The organism is Lutibacter sp. (assembly GCF_013139515.1).
Taxonomy (GTDB): Bacteria; Bacteroidota; Bacteroidia; order Flavobacteriales; family Flavobacteriaceae; genus Lutibacter.
The window spans coordinates 1-20557 of record NZ_WTAR01000063.1; the positions used below are offsets into that span (position 1 = coordinate 1).

Sequence of the window (20557 nt, forward strand, 5' to 3'; positions counted from 1 at the left end):
TAATGTTTCTAACTCAACGCCAATTTTAGCTAAATGCAAACGAGCAACTTTTTCATCTAAATGTTTTGGCAACATATACACTTCATTCTTATAAGCTTCTCTATTATTCCATAACTCTAATTGCGCTAATGTTTGGTTTGTAAATGAATTACTCATTACAAAACTTGGATGACCAGTTGCACAACCTAAATTAACCAAACGACCTTCAGCTAAAATTAATATTTCATTTTCACCAATAGTATATTTATCAACTTGTGGTTTAATTTCAACTTTTGTAGCTCCATATTTACCGTTTAACCAAGCCATATCAATTTCATTATCAAAATGACCAATATTACAAACAATTGTTTTGTCTTTCATTTTTTCAAAATGAACGCCTTGTACAATATCTTTATTTCCTGTAGTTGTAATTATAATATCTGCATTTCCAACAACATTCTCCAATCTTTTCACTTCAAAACCATCCATTGCAGCTTGTAAAGCACAAATTGGATCAATTTCTGTAACCGTAACAATTGCTCCTGTACCTTTAAAAGAAGCGGCTGTTCCTTTACCAACATCTCCATAACCACAAACAATTACACGCTTACCTGCTAACATAATATCTGTTGCTCTTCTAATTGCATCTACAGCACTTTCTCTGCATCCGTATTTATTATCAAATTTAGATTTAGTTACAGAATCGTTTACATTAATTGCTGGCATTGGTAATGTTCCTGCTTTTACTCTATCATATAAACGGTGAACTCCTGTTGTAGTTTCTTCACTTAAACCGTTAATTCCTGCAGCTAACTCAGGGTATTTGTCTAATACCATATTTGTTAAATCTCCACCATCATCTAAAATTAAGTTTAATGGTTTTTTATCTTCACCAAAAAATAATGTTTGCTCAATACACCAGTCAAATTCTTCTTCATTTAAGCCTTTCCAAGCATATACTGAAACTCCTGCAGCAGCAATTGCAGCAGCAGCCTGATCTTGTGTTGAAAATATATTACAAGAACTCCACGTAACCTCAGCGCCTAAATCAACCAATGTTTCAATTAAAACAGCTGTTTGAATAGTCATATGTAAACATCCTGCAATTCTAGCTCCTTTTAAAGGTTTTTGCCCTTTAAATTCTTCTCTTAAACCCATTAAACCAGGCATCTCAGCTTCAGCTAACTCTATTTCTTTACGTCCCCAATCTGCAAGATTTATATCTTTTACTTTATATTTTACGTAAGTTGATGTTTCTGCACTCATAATTTTATTAAATTTGCTTGTTTGTTTTTAAACAACTAACATTAATTGTTTAAGATTTTGCAAAAGTACAAAATCCATATTTAAATTTTAATGCCTTTATACAAAACCATTAACCCAAATACTTACACTTCAATTTTTGTTTGGAAAATTGACGAATCTCTAGACGAATTATCTCAAGATATTGCTCTAAATGATAGAAGTAAAAGTAGGTTGAGTTCAATGAAATCTGAATTACATCAACGTGGTTTTTTAAGTGTTCGGCATTTATTAAAAGAAGCTGGTTATACTGATTTTGATTTGTATTACACAGCAAATGGAAAACCTCATTTAAAAGATAAAAAACACATCTCAATTACACATTCTTTTAACTTTTCAGCAATAATTATTAGCGATGTTGAGGTTGGTATTGATGTAGAAAAGAATAGAGAAAAAATAAAAATAATTCAACATAAGTTTATAAATTTTGAAAGAGGATTTATACATCAAGATGATGATTATATTGAACAACTAACTGTAATTTGGGGAGCAAAAGAATCACTTTATAAAATTTACCCTCACGGTGGTTTAACGTTTAAAAATGATATAGATATTAACTCATTTCAAATTGCAGATAAAAAAACAACTGGTTATATTAAAGTTAAAGGTTGGGATAAAGTGTATACTATTCAATTTGAACAACTTGAAAACTTCACATTAGTTTACGCTTTAGATAATTCAAAAAAAAAAAAAACCTAAATAAGTACAATGAACGAAATCATTAATTTTTTCACTGAGCCTTATCAATCTGCATCTTTTACTAATATTTTTCTTGAATTTATAGCTGCTTTATTTGGTGTAATTAGTGTTTTTTACGCAAAAAGAGAAAATATTTTGGTTTTTCCTACAGGAATAATCAGCACTGCTTTATACGTGTATTTACTTTCACAATGGAACCTTTATGGCGATTTAATTATAAATATTTATTATACAGCCATGAGCCTTTACGGTTGGTATTTATGGAGTAGAGTTATTGATGATAAACAACAGCATATACCTATTTCACGAACTACCAAAACTGATAAAATTAAAGCATTTGGTATTTTTGCTTTTACAGCTATTTTCGTAATCATTGTATATAGGCATTTTAACGTAATGCCAAATAATTTAGGATTCAGGGAAAGTTTTAATTACGCAATTGAAAAACTTACATCAGGAAATTTAACAAGCTTTAGAGAAGCTACACCTTATTTAGATACCTTTACAACAGGAATATTTTTTGCAGCAATGTGGTTAATGGCCAACAAAAAAATTGAAAATTGGATACTTTGGATTGCTGGTAACATTGTTTCAATTCCTTTATATTTTGTAAAAGGTTATGGTTTTACAGGTATTCAATACACATTATTTTTAATTTTAGCCGTACAAGGTTATTTCGCATGGAAAAAGCACTTAAACAAACAAACATAAATATTGTAAAGGTTGTTCTTTTTGGACCAGAAAGCACTGGTAAAACAACCTTATCAAAACAATTAGCCAGACATTACAATACTGTTTGGGCGCCTGAATTTGCAAGAGATTATTTACAGAAAAAATGGAATAACGAGCGTAAAACTTGTGAAAATTCAGATTTATTACCTATTGCGAGAGGTCAAATGGAATTAGAAAACAGATTAGCAAAAAAAGCAGATAAAATATTAATTTGTGATACTGATTTATTAGAAACCAAAGTGTATTCTGAAGAGTATTATGGTGGTTTTGTTGATGCTAAACTTGAAGAAGCAGCTTTACACAACACCTACAATTTATATTTACTAACTTATATTGATACTCCTTGGGAAGAAGATGATTTAAGAGATCGTCCAGAATTGCGTTTAGAAATGTTTAATGCTTTTGAAAAGACGTTAAAAAATTACAATCGTCCATATATTTTATTAAAAGGCGACAAAAAATTACGCTTTGAAACTGCGGTTAAAAAAATTGATGAAGTATTAAACTCTAAATCTAATTTACAAAGTTTCTCACAAAAACTATCTGATGATTATACTATTAAAAAATAAATGAATTCAGAAAAAATAATAAAGGAATTAAAATTTAAAGCTGTAAGAAGTAGTGGAGCGGGTGGACAACATGTAAATAAGGTTTCTTCAAAGATTGAATTATATTTTGATTTAAATGCTTCTTCTGAACTTGCTGAAGATGAAAAAGAACTACTTTCAATAAAATTAAAAACAAAATTAACAAAAGAAAATTTATTACTACTTCAATGTGATGAAAGTAGAAGTCAACACAAAAACAAAGAAATTGTAATTAAGCGATTTCTAGAAATTATTACTGAAGGTTTAAAAATTCCTAAAAAAAGAAGGCCTACTAAACCTAGTAAGTCTAGCATTAAAAAACGTTTAGAGAAAAAGAAAAAACAAGCTTATAAAAAAGTGCTTAGAAACAAACCTGATTTAAATTAGTTTTTTTTATAATATTAATTTTCTTCTTTGTAAATTTGCAACATCTCAAAAGGGGTGCCTAAAACGGCTGAGATCAAACCCATTGAACCTGAACAGATAATGCTGTTAAGGGAGGACCGAACTGAAAATTTCCAGTGGATATTTGAAGGAAGTGCCAGATGGAGCGGAGACTTTTTCAAGTTTCACCAACATTAATTATTCAAACCATCGATTAATTACCTCTTTTTAAATCGTTTTATTTATTAAAAATGAAACATTTAATTACAATTTTGTTTATTGCATTCTCTTTAAGTGTAAATGCCCAAGAATTATTTACACTTTCAGGAAAAATAACTGATGGCACTAAACCTTTCCCAGGTGTTAGTGTAATGGTAAAAGAAACTACCATTGGAACTACAACAGATATTAACGGGCAATTTATACTAAATTTAAAAGAAGGAAAATACACTTTAGTAATAAGCGCAATTAGTAAACCAAAGGAAATTAAAGGGTATTTAACTGAGAACTCATTTATTTCAATTGACATGTCAGACAGTTTTGTAGTACTTGAAGAAGTATTGGTTTCTGCTGTTCGTGTAAAAAGAACCTCTCCAGTTACACATAGCAACGTAACAAAAGAAGAATTAGAAAAAAGAAACTTAGGTCAAGATATTCCAATTTTATTAAATTATCTACCTTCTGTAGTTACAACATCTGACGCTGGTGCTGGAGTTGGTTATTCAGGAATTAGAGTTCGTGGAAGTGATGCTACTAGAGTTAACGTTACTATTAATGGAATTCCTTATAACGATGCTGAAAGCCAAGGAACTTTTTGGGTAAATATGCCTGATTTTACATCATCAACTGAAAGTATACAATTACAACGTGGTGTTGGAACCTCAACTAATGGTTCGGGAGCTTTTGGTGCAAGTTTAAACTTATTGACTGATGCTATTTCTGAAGAAGCATTTGGAGAAATAAGTAACTCATTTGGTTCATATAATACTAGAAAATATACTGTAAAATTTAGTACTGGAAAAATAAATGACCATATTGAATTTTCAGGTCGTTTCTCTAAAATTGATTCTGATGGATATATTGATAGAGCTTGGTCTGATTTAAAATCCTACTTTTTACAAGCTGCTTATGTTGATGACAACACATTGATTAAAGCCTTAACTTTTGGAGGCCATGAAAAAACATATCAGGCTTGGTACGGCGTAACTTTAGAAGAAATTGAAACTTTAGGCCGAACTCATAATCCGTATTCTTACGAAAATGAAATTGATAATTACAATCAGGATCATTATCAACTGCATTGGAACGAAAAATTATCAGAAAACTGGTCTACAACTATTGGTTTAAATTACACCTATGGTCGTGGTTATTATGAACAATTTAAAGAAGGTGAAGATTTTTCAGATTACGATTTAACTCCAATAACTATTGGTGGTGAAACTATTAATGAAACCGATTTAATTAGAAGACGTTGGTTAGATAACGATTTTTATGTTCTAAATGCAAATGCTACTTATAAAAACAATAATCTAGAGTTTATTTTTGGAACTTCAATTAGCACCTATAAAGGTGATCATTATGGAGAAATAATTTGGGCTGAGTTTGCAAGCAATTCTGAAATACGAGATCATTATTACGATAGTAAAACAGAAAAAAATGATTCTAATATTTTTGGGAAATTAACATATCAATTAAATGATTCTTGGACTTTATTTACTGATTTACAAGCTCGTTTTGTAAAGTTTGACACCAATGGATTGACTTCAGATAGAAATCCTATAAATGTTGATGAAAAATATTCATTTTTTAACCCGAAAGCTGGGGTAACTTTTAAAGCTAATACTAACAATAGTTTCTATTTCTCATATGCACTTGCAAATAAAGAACCTAACAGAAATGATTTTGAAAACGGTGTAAATACTTCTGAAAAATTAAATGATTTTGAGTTAGGATGGCGTTTTAATAATGGAACTTTTAAAGTGAATTCAAACATTTATTATATGCTTTATAAAGACCAACTGGTTTTAACTGGAGCTATTGATGATACTGGTGCACAACTTAGAGCAACAAGTGGAAAAAGCTATCGCCTAGGGTTAGAAATAGACGCTCAAATTAAAGTTTCTGATAAATTAAGTTTACTTCCAAATATTGCATTAAGTACCAACAAAAATGTTGATTTTTTTGCACCACTAAATGGAGAACTCGTGAGTCTAGGTGACACAAATTTATCATTTTCTCCTAATGTAGTAATTGGAAACGCTTTTACTTATAATCCTTCAAATAACATTCAATTTTCATTCTTATCTAAATATGTTGGTGAACAACATATGGGTAATTTGGAAAGTGCAGTTACTTCAAATGATGTGTTAGAAAGTTATTTTGTAAATGATTTTAATGTTTCTTATGAAATAAAACCAAACAAAATATTTAAATCAATTGTACTTAGTGCTTTGGTAAATAATATTTTTAATGCAAAATATATTTCAAACGGATATTATTACACTTATGATGATACTTGGTCTGTTCCAAATGAAACTACAACAGTAGATGGCGCAGGTTATTATCCACAAGCAACTAGAAACTTTTTAATTGGAGCAACATTAAAGTTTTAACAATTTTAGGTTGAGTGAAGATGTTTATAACCGTTATGCTGTACTTGTTTTAGGGTTTCATATCACTCCCTAATCAGAATTATGAGATGCTGAAACAAATTCAGCATGACGCCAATAAAAAAGCCTGAACACTATATGTTCAGGCTTTTTTCATTTTGAAAATTATACTTCAATTCCTTTCATCATTTTATTCCAATACAAATAAGGAAGCATGTATTTTTTTAGAATCCATAAACGCCAATGTTCTTTTGAGGAGTCACCAATCATTAATGGGAACTGTTTCAGTTTAGTGTCTGGTTTAAATTCTTGATTATAATCAAATTCAGCTAATACCATTTTCCCATATCCTGTTACTAACGGACAAGAAGTATATCCATCATATTCTTTAGAACTCATCTCATTGGAAGTTATTAATTTTAATATGTTTTCAGCAACAACAGGCGCTTGTTTTCTAATTGCTGCACCAGTTTTAGATGTTGGTAAATTAGAGGCGTCTCCTAAGCCAAATATATTTGAGAACTTAGTATGCTGCATTGTTTTACTATCAACATCAACCCAACCTGCTTCAGAAACTAATGGCGATTTTTGAATAAATTTAGGAGCTGCTTGAGGTGGTGCTAAATGCATCATATCAAAATGAATACCATATCTTTCTCCTTCTTTTGTTACTTTAACATCTTTATAATTATATTGAATTTCTTTATCTAAAGTAGATTCATCTCCATCAGCAATTGTAACACAACCACCACCTGTTAGATCTTTAACAATTTCGTACCATGCAATTTTTTTAGCTGCATCAACCTTTACTAACTTGTGAAAAAATCGAACATTGATATCCTTTTTGTCAACTACTTCCATTAAAGTATCTGCAATAATTTTAACCCCAAAAATAGAGCCACTAGGCAAAGCAAACACAATATCTGTTTTATCTCTTACGCCTGTTTTTCTATAATGTTCATCAGCTAAATACATAATTTTTTGAGGTGCGCCACCACATTTAATTGGTGTTGCTGGTTGCGTATATAATGCGGTACCCCCTTTAAAATTATTCAATGTTTCCCAAGTATGTTTTGGGTTGGTGTAATTACTACAAACTACTCCCTTATCCATTGCTTCTTGTAATCCTTCAACCAATTCTGGAGCCATTCTTAAACCTGGAGCAACTACTAAATAATCATAAGTAAATTCATTGCCTGTCTTTGTCAAAACTTTATTATTCTCAGGTTCAAATGTTTCTGCAAATTCTTTAATCCATTCTACTCCTTTAGGAATTATTGAACTCATTGGTTTTGCTGTTGCATCAAAATCAAATGTATTTGCTCCAACTAAAGTCCAAGCTGGTTGATAATAATGAGTATCCGCTGGCTCAATAACACCTATTTGTAATGATACGTTTTTTCTTTTTAACATGGATGAAACCATAATTCCTGCAGTACCTCCACCAATTACAAGTACTTGAAAGTGTTTTGACATATTTATTTTTTTAGTTAGTGATTTTAGGCTGAGTAAATTAAAAAAAATAAAACCTCTTTTTGTGATTTAAATCACAAAAAGAGGTTCACTAAATAAGTCTCTTCAATTAATTATTCTTCTGAAGTCATTTTACCAGTGGCACAACTAACAAAAGATTTGGCTTTATGAATAATAGTGTTGTCATCTCCTACCTCAGGATAACCCATACTCGATAACTTCTTTTTAACTAAAGCTATTACAGATTCATCTATTGAATCTATAGTTACTTTTGAAGTTTCAACATCTACATTAACTTCGTTTACATCTTCAATAGCGATAATGCCTTTTTTAACTGTGTTTGCGCAACCTCCACATTTTAAATTTAATATTTCTATTGTTGTCATTTTTTGATTTTTTAGAACTGCTAAATTAAAAAAAATTAAATCATTAGGAATGACCTCCAACAACAATCTTCATTACTTTTAAATTTAGCTTAAAAAAATTATACACTTGATAAATAAAACAAACTCTCATAAACCGGATTAATCTTGTTGGTTCTGTTCCAAAAGAAATATTGCTATATGGTATTGTTTTTTCTTTACTTTTTTTCATGTTACTTAATTTTAGTTCTCAATTTACTATTCAGGAATTAACCACCAAAATGGTTTTGCTTTTGCTTTATATAAAAACATATAATGCATCAACAACTTCATCCAATGACCAGCAGTACCAACGACACCAACAGTATCTTTAATATTTCTTCCCCATTTTGGATATTTTTCCCAATCAGGCACAATTGGATTTACTGTCATTACCGCTGCCTGACCTTTAAACAATCCATAACCTGCTGAAACAATACAAGCTGCTCCCATTTTAGCCATAGATGCCGCATGTGGATGCTCAATTTTTCCAACTTTTATAGAATGAATTATATTTTGAGCTACAATTTTACCAATTACTCCTGAAGGCATTCCTGTTCTTGGCGGAGTTGGAAATATTTTTGTCCCATTAGGGCTTTCCATTGGTTTAGACATACCATGTGGTGGTGCAAAAGCAATACCAGCGGCATATATATTTTCATATTTTTGACTTTGGTATGTTGAAGGCCAATCCTCAGCTCTCCAATCTTCATAAGCTTTAGGGGTATAATCTGCATCAACTTTCATCATTCCGTTAGCTGCAAAAACTTCTAAACTTATATCTTCATTATCTTTATTAAAAGCTTTCATTCCTGCACCTGCAAACCCTGGTATTAACATGGCAAAATCAAATTCTTTAGTGTGAAATTCCCCTCTTAAATTTTCGTAAAAAACTTTTCCTTTTGCTACTTTTTGAACTCCTGCTCTTTTAATCCATCTAATTCCATATTCTTTTAAAATAGACTCCGTGAATATTTTAGTGGGTGTTATGTATCCATTTCTTTTTACATAAGCTCCTCCCATTCCAAAATCACCAAGTTCATATTCATTTGAAATCCACCACATATCTGCTAAATGTGATAATTTTCTCTTATTAATCTCAAAAGCAATGTTTAAAATGTATTCAAAAGCTGCACCTTGACAAGTTGCCAATGCATGACCTGTACCAACTAAAAATGTTTGACGCTCACCATTCTCCATTTTTTTGAAGGACTCTTGAAGCCTTCCCCAAGCGTGTTCTGCGTGATCATATGTGCAAACAGATTGTGTAAATTTATTTGGCCCTAAACCTTCTGTTGCATCAAAATTAAGTTTTGGTCCTGTTCCGTTAATAAGATAATCATACGTTACTTTTTCTTCTTTCCTTTCATTTTCTCCCGTTACATATTTAATAGTAACAAATCCTTTTTCATTTTCTGCATCTCCTTCGGGATGAATTGAGGTTGCTAATGCTTGTTTGTAGTTAACACCCATTTTTTTATAAACGGGAGCTAATTCAAACTTCACTTGATCTGGTGTCATTAAGCCTACACCTACCCAAATATTTGAAGGAATCCATTGAAAATTACTATTTGGCGAAACCATAACAACTTCGTGCTCTTTTTTAAGGTATTTACTCAAATAAGATATTGCTGTATGTCCAGAAATTCCAGCTCCTAAAACTACTACTTTTGCCATCCTAATTATTTTTAAATTCAATACTCCAAATTCCTCTTAAATCACCATTTTCATAACCAATTGCTTTATCAAGCGGGTAAAACGATTTAATAAGAGAATCTGTTTTTACATTTAATTGCTCTCCTGGTTTTCCATGACAAACTAAACATTTTTCTTTCATGATAATTGGAGCATAAAACTGCTTATTCTTATCAGAATTAATCTCAATAATTGGGCTTAATTTACTACTGTTTTCTAACGAAGTTTTATACCCTTCAATAATTTGTAATTCTCTTTCTGTTGCTTTATTCTCAGAATTTCTAACCTTATCTGAAGTTCGTTTAATTGTAACATTAAATTTTTCAGACATTTGGTGAGTAATTGGCATGGCTTGTGTGTTACAAAAAGGAACTGCTTGTTGCGGGCCTCCAAGTTTCATTTGAGCCATTAAATTTGTACTTAATTCATTAAATGAAGCCTTTGTAATTTCTTTACCTTTATTTATATATTCTTCTTGTTCTGCTTTAGAGAGTTTGTTGTTTTCACAAGCAACGATACTCAAAAGAACTGCTAAAATTAGTAGTTTTTTATACATTTATTTATCTATTTGATTATTACTCCTTGTCCAGTTTGATATTCCTCCTCGAAGGTCATAAACATTTAAAAACCCTGCTTTTACTAATTTTCTTGAAGCTGAGGATGTTCTGTTTCCTGATCTACAATAAATATAAATTGGTTCATTTTTATCAAATTTTGACATTTGTTCTAAAAAATCTCTACTATAATAATTAATATTTTTAGCTCCTTTAATATATCCTCTTTTAAATTCAAAAGGTGTTCTAATATCAATAATAGTTTTACCAACTGATTTCTCTTTGAACTCAGAAGGTGTCATAACTTTTACGTTCCCTAATTCTGATTGATCAACAGCAATTCCTTTATTATCAATAGAAGTGCTATCTGCAATTTGATTTGATTTTGATTGTTGTTTTACATTATCACAACTCAGCTGTAATAAACTTGCAATCAGCACCATTACAAGTGTTTTAATAGGTAGTTTCATTTGTTATTGTTTTTGATTTTTGACAAATATAAATTTACTGATAAATTTAGTAGTAACTAAAGTTACTTCTAAATAAAAAAGGGAAGCTTTTAAACTTCCCTAATCAATTAAATTTAAAATATTTTTTATAATAATGTTGTTGGACAAACGTAATCAGTTAGTTCAGCACCACTATCTTTAATGTCGTTAAATCCACCTCTAACATCAGTTACTTTTTTAACGCCATTTGCTTGAAAAATTGATGCCGCTATTAAAGAACGATAACCACTTGCGCAATGTAAAAAGTACTCTTTACCTGCATTAATTTCAGCGAAATTAGCATGAATTGAATCTAAAGGAAAATTCCCAACACCTACAACATGTTCTGATAAATATTCTGATTCTTTTCTAACATCTAACGAGACTTCCATAGTTCCATCTTTTAATCTATTTGCAAATTGAATTGCAGATATAGAACCTATTTGGTCTGCTTTATGTCCTGAAGCTTTCCAAGCGTGCATTCCACCTCTTAAATACCCAATTGTATTATCATATCCAACACGTGAAAAACGTGTGACTACTTCGTGTTCTCTTCCTCCTTCAGCAATAAAAATTATTTTTTGATTAATATCTTTCACCAATGCACCAACCCAAGGTGCAAAATTTCCATCAACACCAATAAACCAAGCTCCTGGCACAGTTCCTTCTTCTGCATACACTTCTTTAGAACGCGTGTCAATTACTAAAACATCATTCTGCTCGCTCATTTCTTTAAATGAATCGGCATCAATTGGAGTTGTACCACGGTGTAATACTTCATCAATACTTGTGTTGATGCCTTTATTCATTCTTACATTATTTCCAAAATATTGTGGTGGTGGTTTTAAGCCTGTAGTTACTTCAACAATAAATTCCTCTTTGGTCATATCAGCTCTCAACGCGTAGTTTGTTTTCTTTTGATTTCCTAAAGTGTCAAAAGTTTCTGAACTCATATTTTTACCACAAGCTGATCCTGCACCATGATTTGGATACACAATAATATCATCTGGTAATGTCATTATTTTATTTCGAAGTGATTCATATAAATGACCTGCTAAATCTGCTTGCGTTAAATCAGATTTCACTGCTAAATCTGGTCTACCAACATCTCCAATAAACAAACAATCTCCTGTACAAACACAAGGAGTATTTCCTTCTTCATCTGTAATTAAGTAAGAAGATGATTCCATAGTATGACCTGGTGTATGTAATAAGGTAATTTTACCATTTCCTAACTCGAAGTCTTCACCATCTTTACCAACATATAAATCATATTCAGCTTCCGCATTTGGACCAAAAACAATGGTTGCTCCCGTCTTTTTTGCTAAATCTACTTGTCCTGAAACAAAGTCGGCATGAAAGTGCGTTAAAAAAACATATTTAATGGTTGCTCCATCAGCTTTTGCCATTTCTATATAAGGTTCAGTTTCTCTAAGAGGATCAATAATTGCAGCTTCTCCATTAGACTCTATGTAATAAGCCATCTCTGCAAGGCAGCCTGTAAATAATTGTTCTACTTTCATAATTTACTGATTTTTATAGTATTAAATTCCGTTTGTATCTTCCCAAAATTAAATGATTGATTTTATGTTTTTGTAATCTAAGTCACATAAACTAAATTATTCTGAAAATTTTAACGGTTTGTTTGTTTAATATATTTGATATGTTTCAAGTTAAATTGATTGTCTTTTTTACTTTTTTCGAAAGTGTCAACAGCTTCTTGAATGCTCATAAAACAGTTTTCATAGCTAATTTGCTTCATTATTTCACTTTTTTCAAAAACATCTCTAACAGGTCCTTTCATTCCCGTAAAAACAATATCAATTTTTAAACTATTATATTTTTTTATTATTTCATATAACATATAAACACCTGAACTATCAATACTATTTATACTTTCTCCATCAATAATAATTAATTCTAAACTTTTCCCTTTTTCAACAACACATTCATCTAATTTATCTTTAAAATATTGAACGTTTGCAAAGTATAATTGCGCATCAAATCTTAGTATTAAAATATCTTCTTTCACCTCTAAAAGCCCTTCAAATCTTTTTATGTTTCTATAAAAATGAGAACCTGATACTTTTCCTAAAACAGCAACATGAGGCTTTGTACTTCTATAAATTAACATTGATATTGATAAAATTACACCTGTAAATATTCCTTCTTTTATTCCAACAACTGCCGTTACTAAAAGTGTACTGTTTAAAATAACTAATTCTCTTTTAGAATACTTTAGTATTTGCTTTGGAACTTTAAAATCTAGCAGTCCATAAACAGCAACTATAATTATTGCGGCTATAATTGACTTTGGTAAATAGTAAAAAACAGGTGTTAAAAATACTAGTGTAAAAGCAACAATTAAACTGGCAATAATGGCTGCCATTGGCGTATTTGCTCCTACTTGATTATTTACAGCTGTCCTAGACATTCCTCCAGTTGCTGGATACGTTTGAAAAAATGAACCAACAATATTTCCCATTCCAATAGCAATTAACTCTTTATTAGGAGCTACTTTATAATTTGTATGTTTTAATTCAATAGCTTTTGCTACTGATATTGCCTCTAAAAAAGCAATAAAAGATAAGGTTAATGCAATTGGAAATAATTCTTTCATTATTTCAATATTAAAACTTGGTATTTTAAAAGGTGGTAATCCTTCTGGTATTTCTCCTATTATTTGCACTCCAACTTCATCTAACCTTAAATATTTCACAACTAAAATACCTAATACCACTACAATTAAAGCTGCTGGAATTTTTTTAGTGATTCGTTTAAAAAAAATTAATATGACTATGGAAATTCCTCCTATTGCAAAGGCTATATAATTTATCTCTTTTAAGTGTTGAAATAAGTCTATAACTAAGCTATGCAACTTATTATTTCTTTCAATATTAACTCCAAGCAAATGTTTTAGTTGACTAAATGCAATTATTAAAGCAGCAGCAGATGTAAAACCACTAATTACAGGTCTAGACAAGAAATTAACTAAAAACCCTAGTTTAAAAACTCCAAATATTACTTGAAGAACACCCATCATAAAAGCAAGAAGTATTGCAAATTCAACAAAATTTTCCGTGCCAATTTCTGCTAATGTTGCAACTCCTGATGCTACAATTAATGAATCCATTGCTACAGGCCCAACAGCTAGTTGCCTTGAAGTTCCAAAAATTGCATATACAATTTGAGGAATCATAGCTGTATATAATCCATAAATTGGTGATAAACCAGCAATTAAAGCATATGCAATCCCTTGCGGAACTAACATAATTCCAACGGTTAAACCCGCTGCAAGATCGCCTCTAATCCACGATTTTTTATAGTTTGGTAACCAATCTAAAATTGGAAAAATGTTTTTAATTTTTACATTCATTTTTTACACTCTTCAAATAGGTTAATATCACAAGTTTCACATTTACTCTTATCTAGTTTTTTATAAATAGTTGAAATCGCGCTTTTTTTATCTTTAAAAAAGTTTTGTGACCCAATAGTTTTAATAAATCCACCATTTTTTAGAATATCCTGACTTATAATTTTCAACCCAACAAAGTAAATTCCACCACCTCTTTTTTGCCATTTTAAAACTTCTTGCGTTAACCACTCTGCACCAGCTAAATCAATAAAATTTACACCATTGGCAATAATTAATAATTCTTTTCTTTCACATTTTTCATATAAATCAGAAAAATAATTAGAAATTCCTTCAACTGCACCAAAATAAATTGTCCCATCAATTCTAATAATTTTTAACTGAGGGCATTCTTTGGCATCTTCATCTCTAATAGTATTAATGAATTTATCATCTTTATTTTTTCCAAAGGAAGCTATATTTGGTTTTGAAGTTTTTTCAAGATAGAAAAATAAGGAGAAAAATATCCCAATTACTAATGCTTGCTGAAGGTCTAAAAACAAGGTTCCTAAAAAAGTTGCACTAAAAACAATAACCTCTCGTTTACTGCTTTTAAAAATTAATTTAATGTGTTTAAAATCAATTAAATTATAACCAACCAATAAAATAATTCCGCCCATTGCCGCTTTTGGTAAAAAGGCAGCGTATTTTGCGAAAAATAATACAACAAACATTAATCCAAATGCAGATATAAATGCCGATAAGGGTGTTTTAGCTCCAGATTGATAATTTATGCTAGACCTTGTAAAAGAACTTGAACTTGTATAACATGAAAAAAAGCTAGAAACCACATTGGATATTCCCTGAGATACAAACTCTTGATTTACATTTAATTTTTGATGTGTATGTAAAGCTATAGAACGTGAAATAGCTGCGGCTTCAACCAAACCTAAAGTAGCTAAAATGATAGCTCCTGAGTTTAACATTCTCATATTATTATAATCAAAATCAGGCATTTTAAAAGGTGGTAAATTAGATGGAATACTTCCAACGGTTTCAATACCGTGCAAACCACCGCCTAACCAAATGGCTAGAAAACTTCCAAATATCATAGCAAACAACATATACAATCTAGAAATTTTTTTTATTTTTCTAATTATTAATGCAAGTAATAAAGTTGCCATCGCCACGGCAAACACATACCAATTTATTTCTGATAAATGAAAAGCTATAAATTCAATAATATGTAAAAATGAACTTCCCTGAGGTACTTTTATTCCAAAAATATGTTTGAGTTGTTTAAATGCAATTAATACGCCTGCTCCTGCGGAAAAACCAATAACCACAGAATTTGAAACAAAATTTACCAATTTCCCCATTCGTGCAATTCCCATAAAAAGTTTAATAACCCCAGCCATAAAAGAAAGTAAAATTGCTAATGAAACAAACGCTTCAATATCATTTGTAGGGTTAACATATTTACTAATTATAGCATATAAAACTATAGAACTTGTGGTAGTTGGGCCAGATACTAAGTGATACGATGAACCAAATAATGCAGCAATTACAGGAGTTAACATTGCTGTATAAAATCCATAAATTGGTGGCATACCAGCAATCATAGCAAATGCTACAGCCTGAGGAATAACAATAATGGTTCCTGTTAAACCTGCAATTAAATCATCTTTCCAAGTATGCCGAACCATTGGCAACCAAGTTAGAAAAGGAAAAAATTGTTTTAAAGTCATCTCAGATTTTAGTGATAATATTTACAACAAAAGTACAGTGAACTAAATTTAGTTTTGTGATGTAAATCACTTATAAAATATTGTGTTATTTGTTCACTTAAAATAATTCTCCTTGGTTTTGTCCTTTTACTTTACCCAAATGTTTATAGGCAAGTTCGGTTACTTCACGTCCACGTTGCGTGCGCATAATAAATCCTTCTTGAATTAAAAATGGCTCGTAAACTTCTTCAATAGTTTCAGTATTTTCACCAACGGCAGTTGCAATTGTGCTAATACCTACAGGACCTCCTTTAAATTTATCTATAATAGTAGTTAAAATTTTGTTATCCATTTCATCCAACCCATGTGCATCTACATTTAAAGCGTTTAACGCATATTTTGCAATTTCTATATTAATGTTACCATCACCTTTAATTTGAGCAAAATCACGAACCCTGCGAAGCAACGCATTTGCTATACGTGGTGTTCCTCTACTTCTCCCTGCTATTTCAATTGCTGATTCCATTGAAATTGGAACTTTTAAAATTGAAGAGCTTCTTTGGACAATAGTAGTAAGTAGCTCTGTTTTATAATATTGTAATCTACTACTAATTCCAAAACGTGCTCTCATTGGTGCTGTCAACAATCCAGATCGGGTTGTTGCTCCAATAAGTGTAAAAGGTTCTAAATCTATTTGAACAGTACGGGCATTTGGCCCAGACTCAATCATAATATCTATACGATAATCTTCCATTGCAGAATACAAGTATTCTTCTACAATTGGACTTAACCTATGAATTTCATCAATAAACAAAACATCACGTTCACTTAAATTTGTTAATAAACCTGCTAAATCACCTGGCTTGTCTAACACTGGTCCTGATGTGATTTTTAATCCAACACCTAGTTCATTAGCAAGAATATGTGCTAATGTTGTTTTACCTAATCCAGGAGGTCCGTGAAACAACGTGTGGTCTAAAGCTTCATCTCTTTGGTTGGCAGCTTCAACAAATATTTTTAAATTTTCTAAAACTTGCTCTTGACCTGTAAAATCATCAAAAGTTAACGGACGTAATTTCTTTTCAACCTCTAATTCTTCCGAAGTAAAATGTTCTTTCTCAGGATTCAAGTTTTCGTTCATAAAAACAAAGATAAATAATTAGCAATTGAAAATTAAAAATTAAAAATTAAAAATTGCACTTCTAGAAATAACCCATAAAAAAACTCAGCACATTTAATATTAAATGTGCTGAGTTTTAAATTTATACTTTATGAAGGCTCTTAAGATTCTTCTTCACCATCAAGTAGTGGTGTTGTTTGAACAACAAAATCCTCATCGTGTCCTGGCTTGCTATAATCATAGGCCCAACGATGTACTGTTGGCAATTCTCCTGGCCAGTTTCCATGAATATGTTCTACTGGTGTAGTCCATTCAAGTGTATTAGATCTCCAAGGGTTTTGTTCTGCTTTTTTCCCTTTATAAATACTCATAAAGAAATTTGCTAAGAAGATTATCTGTGAGGCACCTCCTAAAATTGCAAATAATGTAATAACAATATTTACATCGGCAACATCATCAAATAATGGGAATGCTGTGTTTGAATAATATCTACGCGGTAATCCTGCCAATCCAACAAAATGCATTGGGAAAAACACTCCATAAGCTGCAACTGCAGTTATCCAAAAATGCCAATAACCTAATGTTTTGTTCATCATTCTTCCATACATTTTAGGAAACCAATGATACACACCTGCAAACATTCCATAAATTGCAGATACACCCATTACTAAGTGAAAGTGAGCAACCACAAAGTAGGTATCGTGTACATTAATATCTAAAGCGCTATCTCCAAGAACTAATCCTGTTAGACCTCCAGTAATAAATGTAGAAACAAATCCTATTGAAAACAGGGTTGCAGTATTCATCTGGAGATTCCCTTTCCACATTGTTGTTAACCAGTTAAATGATTTAACAGCAGAAGGAATTGCAATTAATAAGGTAGTAAATGTAAAAACTGATCCTAAAAATGGATTCATACCAGATACAAACATGTGGTGTCCCCATACAATAGTTGATAAAAATGCAATTGCTATAATAGATCCTATCATTGCTCTATAACCAAAAATTGGTTTACGTGAATTTGCTGCTAAAACTTCAGAAACAATTCCCATTGCAGGTAATATTACAATATAAACTTCAGGGTGACCTAAAAACCAAAATAGGTGTTCAAATAAAACTGGTGAACCTCCTTGGTAATGTAAAACTTCACCTTGGATAAATATATCTGACAAAAAGAATGATGTTCCAAAACTTCTATCAAATATTAATAATAAAGCTGCTGATAATAATACAGGGAACGATACAACACCAATAATAGCCGTTACAAAAAACGCCCAAATTGTTAGTGGTAATCTTACCATTTTCATACCTACAGTTCTTAAATTAAGTACTGTTACAATGTAATTTAAAGACCCTAATAAAGAAGATGCAATAAATATTGCCATAGAAACTAACCAAAGTGTCATTCCTAATCCAGATCCTGGCATAGCTTGTGGCAACGCACTTAATGGTGGGTAAATTGTCCAACCTGCTGCTGCTGGCCCAGCTTCTACAAAAAGTGAAGTAAGCATAATTACACTTGATAAAAAGAATAACCAATATGAAACCATGTTTAAAAACCCTGATGCCATATCACGTGCTCCAATTTGTAGTGGAATTAATAAGTTACTAAAAGTACCACTTAAACCTGCTGTTAACACAAAAAATACCATTATAGTACCGTGAATAGTAACTAAAGCTAAATACATATCAGGAGTCATTACTCCTCCGTCTTGATGACGCCCTAAAAATGCTTCAACAATAGTGAAAGACTTGTCTGGCCAAGCAATTTGTAAACGAAATAACATGGACATAAGCACACCAATAATTCCCATAAAAATACCTGTAACTAGGTACTGTTTAGAAATCATTTTATGGTCAGTACTAAAAACGTATTTTGTAATAAATGTTTCTTTATGATGATGAGTTGACATATTTTATTTTTTTAGTAGAGTAGTTAGTTTTTATTGAACAACTTGAGCCATTGTTTTTTGGTCTTTTAACCAAGAATTGAATTGAGCTTCTTCTTCAACAATAATCTTCATTTGCATATTATAATGTGACGATCCGCAAATTTTATTACATAACAATAAGTAATCAAACTCATATGCATCTTCCCCTTTTTCAGCTCTAATTTTATTAATCCCATCAACTTTGGCAATTGTTTTCTCATTTGCTCTCATTTCTTCAGTAGTTAATTTAGGAGTAAATGCAAATTGTGTTACCATACCAGGAACACAATTCATTTGTGCTCTAAAGTGAGGCATATATGCTGAATGCAAAACATCTTGAGATCTAAATTTAAAAATAACTTTACGTCCTTTAGGCAAACGTAATTCTCTAACAGGAACATCATCTAAAGCATTCTTGTCTGTCATATCAACACCCATTGTGTTAATTCCTTTAATATTGCGCACATTTGCTAAACCTAATTCATTATCATCACCTGCATAACGAGCTTCCCATTGAAATTGTTTTGCATACACTTCAACAATTAATGGATTTTCAGCATCTGAAGTATCCATAACATCGTTCCAAACTGAAAGTCCGTAAAGAACCAACCCTGCTAAAACAACTGAAGGAATTATTGTCCAAATCATTTCTAGTTTATGACTATCTGCATAAAATAATGCTTTTCTACCTTTAATACCTCTATATTTAAAAGCGAAGAAAAATAATATAAATTGAGTGATTGCTTGAACAAAAAGAATTAATAACATGGTGATTAAATACAAGTTGTCAAATCTTTCTCCTTCAACAGAAGCAGCTTCGGGTAATAAAATTACAGAGTACTTCCAAAATGAAAATACCATTAAACCATAAAAGAAAACTCCAAAGGCTACAAATAATATTCCTTGCGTGTTATTGTCTTTTTCAGTGGCTATTGCACTCTTTAAATTAAGAATACTTGCTATTTGCCATATAGCTACGGCTAATACAATTGCCAATAAAACATAAAGTAATGCTGTCATATTTTTTAGTTAGTTGTTAGTAGAGATGCCAAATATAAAAAAAATCCTGAATAAATTGAATTCAGGACTCTTTTCTAATGAATTATATGTTATTTAATAGTGAAAATGTTCACTTTCTTTTATAAATGGATTTCCTTTTGCTAATAAAGGTGCTTTTGTTAATGCTGTAAATACAACATAAATAAATATTCCAAGCACAAGTAATACTGAGCTAATTTCAGGAATTCCAACAAACCATTGATCTCCAACTGTAGCTGGCATAATCATCACATAAATATCTACATAATGCCCAACTAATATTAGTACACCTGTACAAACAATAAACCAGTTTACACGTTTGTAATCACTATTCATTAATACCAATAATGGGAAAACAAAATTTAATACAAGCATTCCTAAAAATGGTAATTTATAATCGTTAAATCTTGTAGCAAAGTATGTTACTTCTTCAGGAATATCAGCATACCAAATTAACATAAACTGTGAAAACCATAAGTAAGTCCA

At 31.0% G+C, this 20557-nt stretch carries 18 protein-coding genes, 1 pseudogene and 1 riboswitch; of the genes and pseudogenes, 5 read left to right on the forward strand and 14 right to left on the reverse strand.

Annotation, left to right across the window (positions count from 1 at the left end; all coding sequences use genetic code 11):
- Nucleotides 1-1245, reverse strand: a 1245-nt coding sequence (gene ahcY / locus GQ540_RS06215; protein WP_291798907.1) for an adenosylhomocysteinase, incomplete at its 3' end; no start/stop codon positions are given.
- A 90-nt stretch (nt 1246-1335) separates the two neighbouring features.
- Here ahcY and GQ540_RS06220 point away from each other — a divergent pair.
- From GQ540_RS06220 to GQ540_RS06240, 5 genes are all read left to right on the forward strand, one after another.
- Nucleotides 1336-1980, forward strand: coding sequence for a 4'-phosphopantetheinyl transferase superfamily protein (locus GQ540_RS06220; RefSeq protein ID WP_291798912.1), 645 nt, complete (start codon nt 1336-1338; stop codon nt 1978-1980).
- Nucleotides 1981-1989: 9 nt separating this feature from the next.
- A complete protein-coding gene (gene pnuC, locus GQ540_RS06225; protein ID WP_291798915.1) occupies nt 1990-2691 on the forward strand; it encodes a nicotinamide riboside transporter PnuC in 702 nt (233 codons plus the stop codon).
- Nucleotides 2661-3281: an ATP-binding protein gene (locus tag GQ540_RS06230; RefSeq protein ID WP_291798918.1), complete on the forward strand. Its 621-nt coding sequence runs from the start codon at nt 2661-2663 to the stop codon at nt 3279-3281. Before pnuC ends, GQ540_RS06230 begins: the two co-directional genes overlap by 31 nt.
- Nucleotides 3282-3686, forward strand: coding sequence for an alternative ribosome rescue aminoacyl-tRNA hydrolase ArfB (gene arfB / locus GQ540_RS06235; protein ID WP_291798922.1), 405 nt, complete (start codon nt 3282-3284; stop codon nt 3684-3686).
- A gap of 40 nt (nt 3687-3726) precedes the next feature.
- A riboswitch (TPP riboswitch) is annotated at nt 3727-3818 on the forward strand.
- A 116-nt stretch (nt 3819-3934) separates the two neighbouring features.
- Nucleotides 3935-6295, forward strand: a complete 2361-nt coding sequence (locus GQ540_RS06240; RefSeq protein ID WP_291798924.1) for a TonB-dependent receptor — start codon at nt 3935-3937, stop codon at nt 6293-6295.
- Between the two features lie 162 nt (nt 6296-6457).
- Here GQ540_RS06240 and GQ540_RS06245 read toward each other — a convergent pair whose 3' ends face one another.
- The 13 genes and pseudogenes from GQ540_RS06245 to GQ540_RS06305 all read right to left on the reverse strand — a co-directional run.
- Entirely contained in the window at nt 6458-7768 is a 1311-nt protein-coding gene (locus tag GQ540_RS06245) for an FAD/NAD(P)-binding oxidoreductase (RefSeq protein WP_291798929.1), read from the reverse strand.
- A gap of 110 nt (nt 7769-7878) precedes the next feature.
- Nucleotides 7879-8151 (reverse strand): heavy-metal-associated domain-containing protein, encoded by a 273-nt coding sequence (locus GQ540_RS06250; RefSeq protein ID WP_291798932.1) that lies wholly within the window; start codon nt 8149-8151, stop codon nt 7879-7881.
- Between the two features lie 43 nt (nt 8152-8194).
- Nucleotides 8195-8359 (reverse strand): hypothetical protein, encoded by a 165-nt coding sequence (locus tag GQ540_RS06255; protein ID WP_291798936.1) that lies wholly within the window; start codon nt 8357-8359, stop codon nt 8195-8197.
- A gap of 26 nt (nt 8360-8385) precedes the next feature.
- Nucleotides 8386-9843 (reverse strand): FAD-dependent oxidoreductase, encoded by a 1458-nt coding sequence (locus GQ540_RS06260; protein WP_291798939.1) that lies wholly within the window; start codon nt 9841-9843, stop codon nt 8386-8388.
- Between the two features lies 1 nt (nt 9844).
- Nucleotides 9845-10417, reverse strand: coding sequence for a DUF3365 domain-containing protein (locus GQ540_RS06265; protein WP_291798941.1), 573 nt, complete (start codon nt 10415-10417; stop codon nt 9845-9847).
- Nucleotides 10418-10885 (reverse strand): rhodanese-like domain-containing protein, encoded by a 468-nt coding sequence (locus tag GQ540_RS06270; protein ID WP_291798943.1) that lies wholly within the window; start codon nt 10883-10885, stop codon nt 10418-10420. It lies immediately after the preceding gene.
- 125 nt (nt 10886-11010) lie between these two features.
- Entirely contained in the window at nt 11011-12426 is a 1416-nt protein-coding gene (locus GQ540_RS06275) for a rhodanese-like domain-containing protein (RefSeq protein WP_291798946.1), read from the reverse strand.
- 110 nt (nt 12427-12536) lie between these two features.
- A complete protein-coding gene (locus tag GQ540_RS06280) occupies nt 12537-14279 on the reverse strand; it encodes a SulP family inorganic anion transporter (RefSeq protein ID WP_291798948.1) in 1743 nt (580 codons plus the stop codon).
- Nucleotides 14276-16003 carry a SulP family inorganic anion transporter gene (locus GQ540_RS06285; protein WP_291798951.1) on the reverse strand — a complete coding sequence of 576 codons (1728 nt, stop codon included), beginning with the start codon at nt 16001-16003 and terminating at the stop codon, nt 14276-14278. The genes GQ540_RS06280 and GQ540_RS06285 overlap by 4 nt, the downstream gene beginning before the upstream one ends.
- A 97-nt stretch (nt 16004-16100) precedes the next feature.
- Entirely contained in the window at nt 16101-17123 is a 1023-nt protein-coding gene (ruvB, locus tag GQ540_RS06290) for a Holliday junction branch migration DNA helicase RuvB (protein ID WP_291798954.1), read from the reverse strand.
- A gap of 140 nt (nt 17124-17263) precedes the next feature.
- Nucleotides 17264-19015 carry a cbb3-type cytochrome c oxidase subunit I gene (locus GQ540_RS06295; RefSeq protein WP_291798958.1) on the reverse strand — a complete coding sequence of 584 codons (1752 nt, stop codon included), beginning with the start codon at nt 19013-19015 and terminating at the stop codon, nt 17264-17266.
- A gap of 30 nt (nt 19016-19045) precedes the next feature.
- Complete coding sequence (locus GQ540_RS06300) at nt 19046-20053, reverse strand: cytochrome c oxidase subunit II (protein ID WP_291798962.1); 1008 nt, start codon at nt 20051-20053, stop codon at nt 19046-19048.
- 93 nt (nt 20054-20146) lie between these two features.
- Nucleotides 20147-20557 (reverse strand): annotated as a pseudogene (locus GQ540_RS06305) (quinol:cytochrome C oxidoreductase); the annotation flags it as partial.

Coding starts and splice junctions, on each gene's coding strand:
- GQ540_RS06220 (WP_291798912.1), top strand. CDS start 1,336: ATGCCTTTATACAAAACCATTAACCCAAATACTTACACTTCAATTTTT.
- pnuC (WP_291798915.1), top strand. CDS start 1,990: ATGAACGAAATCATTAATTTTTTCACTGAGCCTTATCAATCTGCATCT.
- GQ540_RS06230 (WP_291798918.1), top strand. CDS start 2,661: ATGGAAAAAGCACTTAAACAAACAAACATAAATATTGTAAAGGTTGTT.
- arfB (WP_291798922.1), top strand. CDS start 3,282: ATGAATTCAGAAAAAATAATAAAGGAATTAAAATTTAAAGCTGTAAGA.
- GQ540_RS06240 (WP_291798924.1), top strand. CDS start 3,935: ATGAAACATTTAATTACAATTTTGTTTATTGCATTCTCTTTAAGTGTA.
- GQ540_RS06245 (WP_291798929.1), bottom strand. CDS start 7,768: ATGTCAAAACACTTTCAAGTACTTGTAATTGGTGGAGGTACTGCAGGA.
- GQ540_RS06250 (WP_291798932.1), bottom strand. CDS start 8,151: ATGACAACAATAGAAATATTAAATTTAAAATGTGGAGGTTGCGCAAAC.
- GQ540_RS06255 (WP_291798936.1), bottom strand. CDS start 8,359: ATGAAAAAAAGTAAAGAAAAAACAATACCATATAGCAATATTTCTTTT.
- GQ540_RS06260 (WP_291798939.1), bottom strand. CDS start 9,843: ATGGCAAAAGTAGTAGTTTTAGGAGCTGGAATTTCTGGACATACAGCA.
- GQ540_RS06265 (WP_291798941.1), bottom strand. CDS start 10,417: ATGTATAAAAAACTACTAATTTTAGCAGTTCTTTTGAGTATCGTTGCT.
- GQ540_RS06270 (WP_291798943.1), bottom strand. CDS start 10,885: ATGAAACTACCTATTAAAACACTTGTAATGGTGCTGATTGCAAGTTTA.
- GQ540_RS06275 (WP_291798946.1), bottom strand. CDS start 12,426: ATGAAAGTAGAACAATTATTTACAGGCTGCCTTGCAGAGATGGCTTAT.
- GQ540_RS06280 (WP_291798948.1), bottom strand. CDS start 14,279: ATGAATGTAAAAATTAAAAACATTTTTCCAATTTTAGATTGGTTACCA.
- GQ540_RS06285 (WP_291798951.1), bottom strand. CDS start 16,003: ATGACTTTAAAACAATTTTTTCCTTTTCTAACTTGGTTGCCAATGGTT.
- ruvB (WP_291798954.1), bottom strand. CDS start 17,123: ATGAACGAAAACTTGAATCCTGAGAAAGAACATTTTACTTCGGAAGAA.
- GQ540_RS06295 (WP_291798958.1), bottom strand. CDS start 19,015: ATGTCAACTCATCATCATAAAGAAACATTTATTACAAAATACGTTTTT.
- GQ540_RS06300 (WP_291798962.1), bottom strand. CDS start 20,053: ATGACAGCATTACTTTATGTTTTATTGGCAATTGTATTAGCCGTAGCT.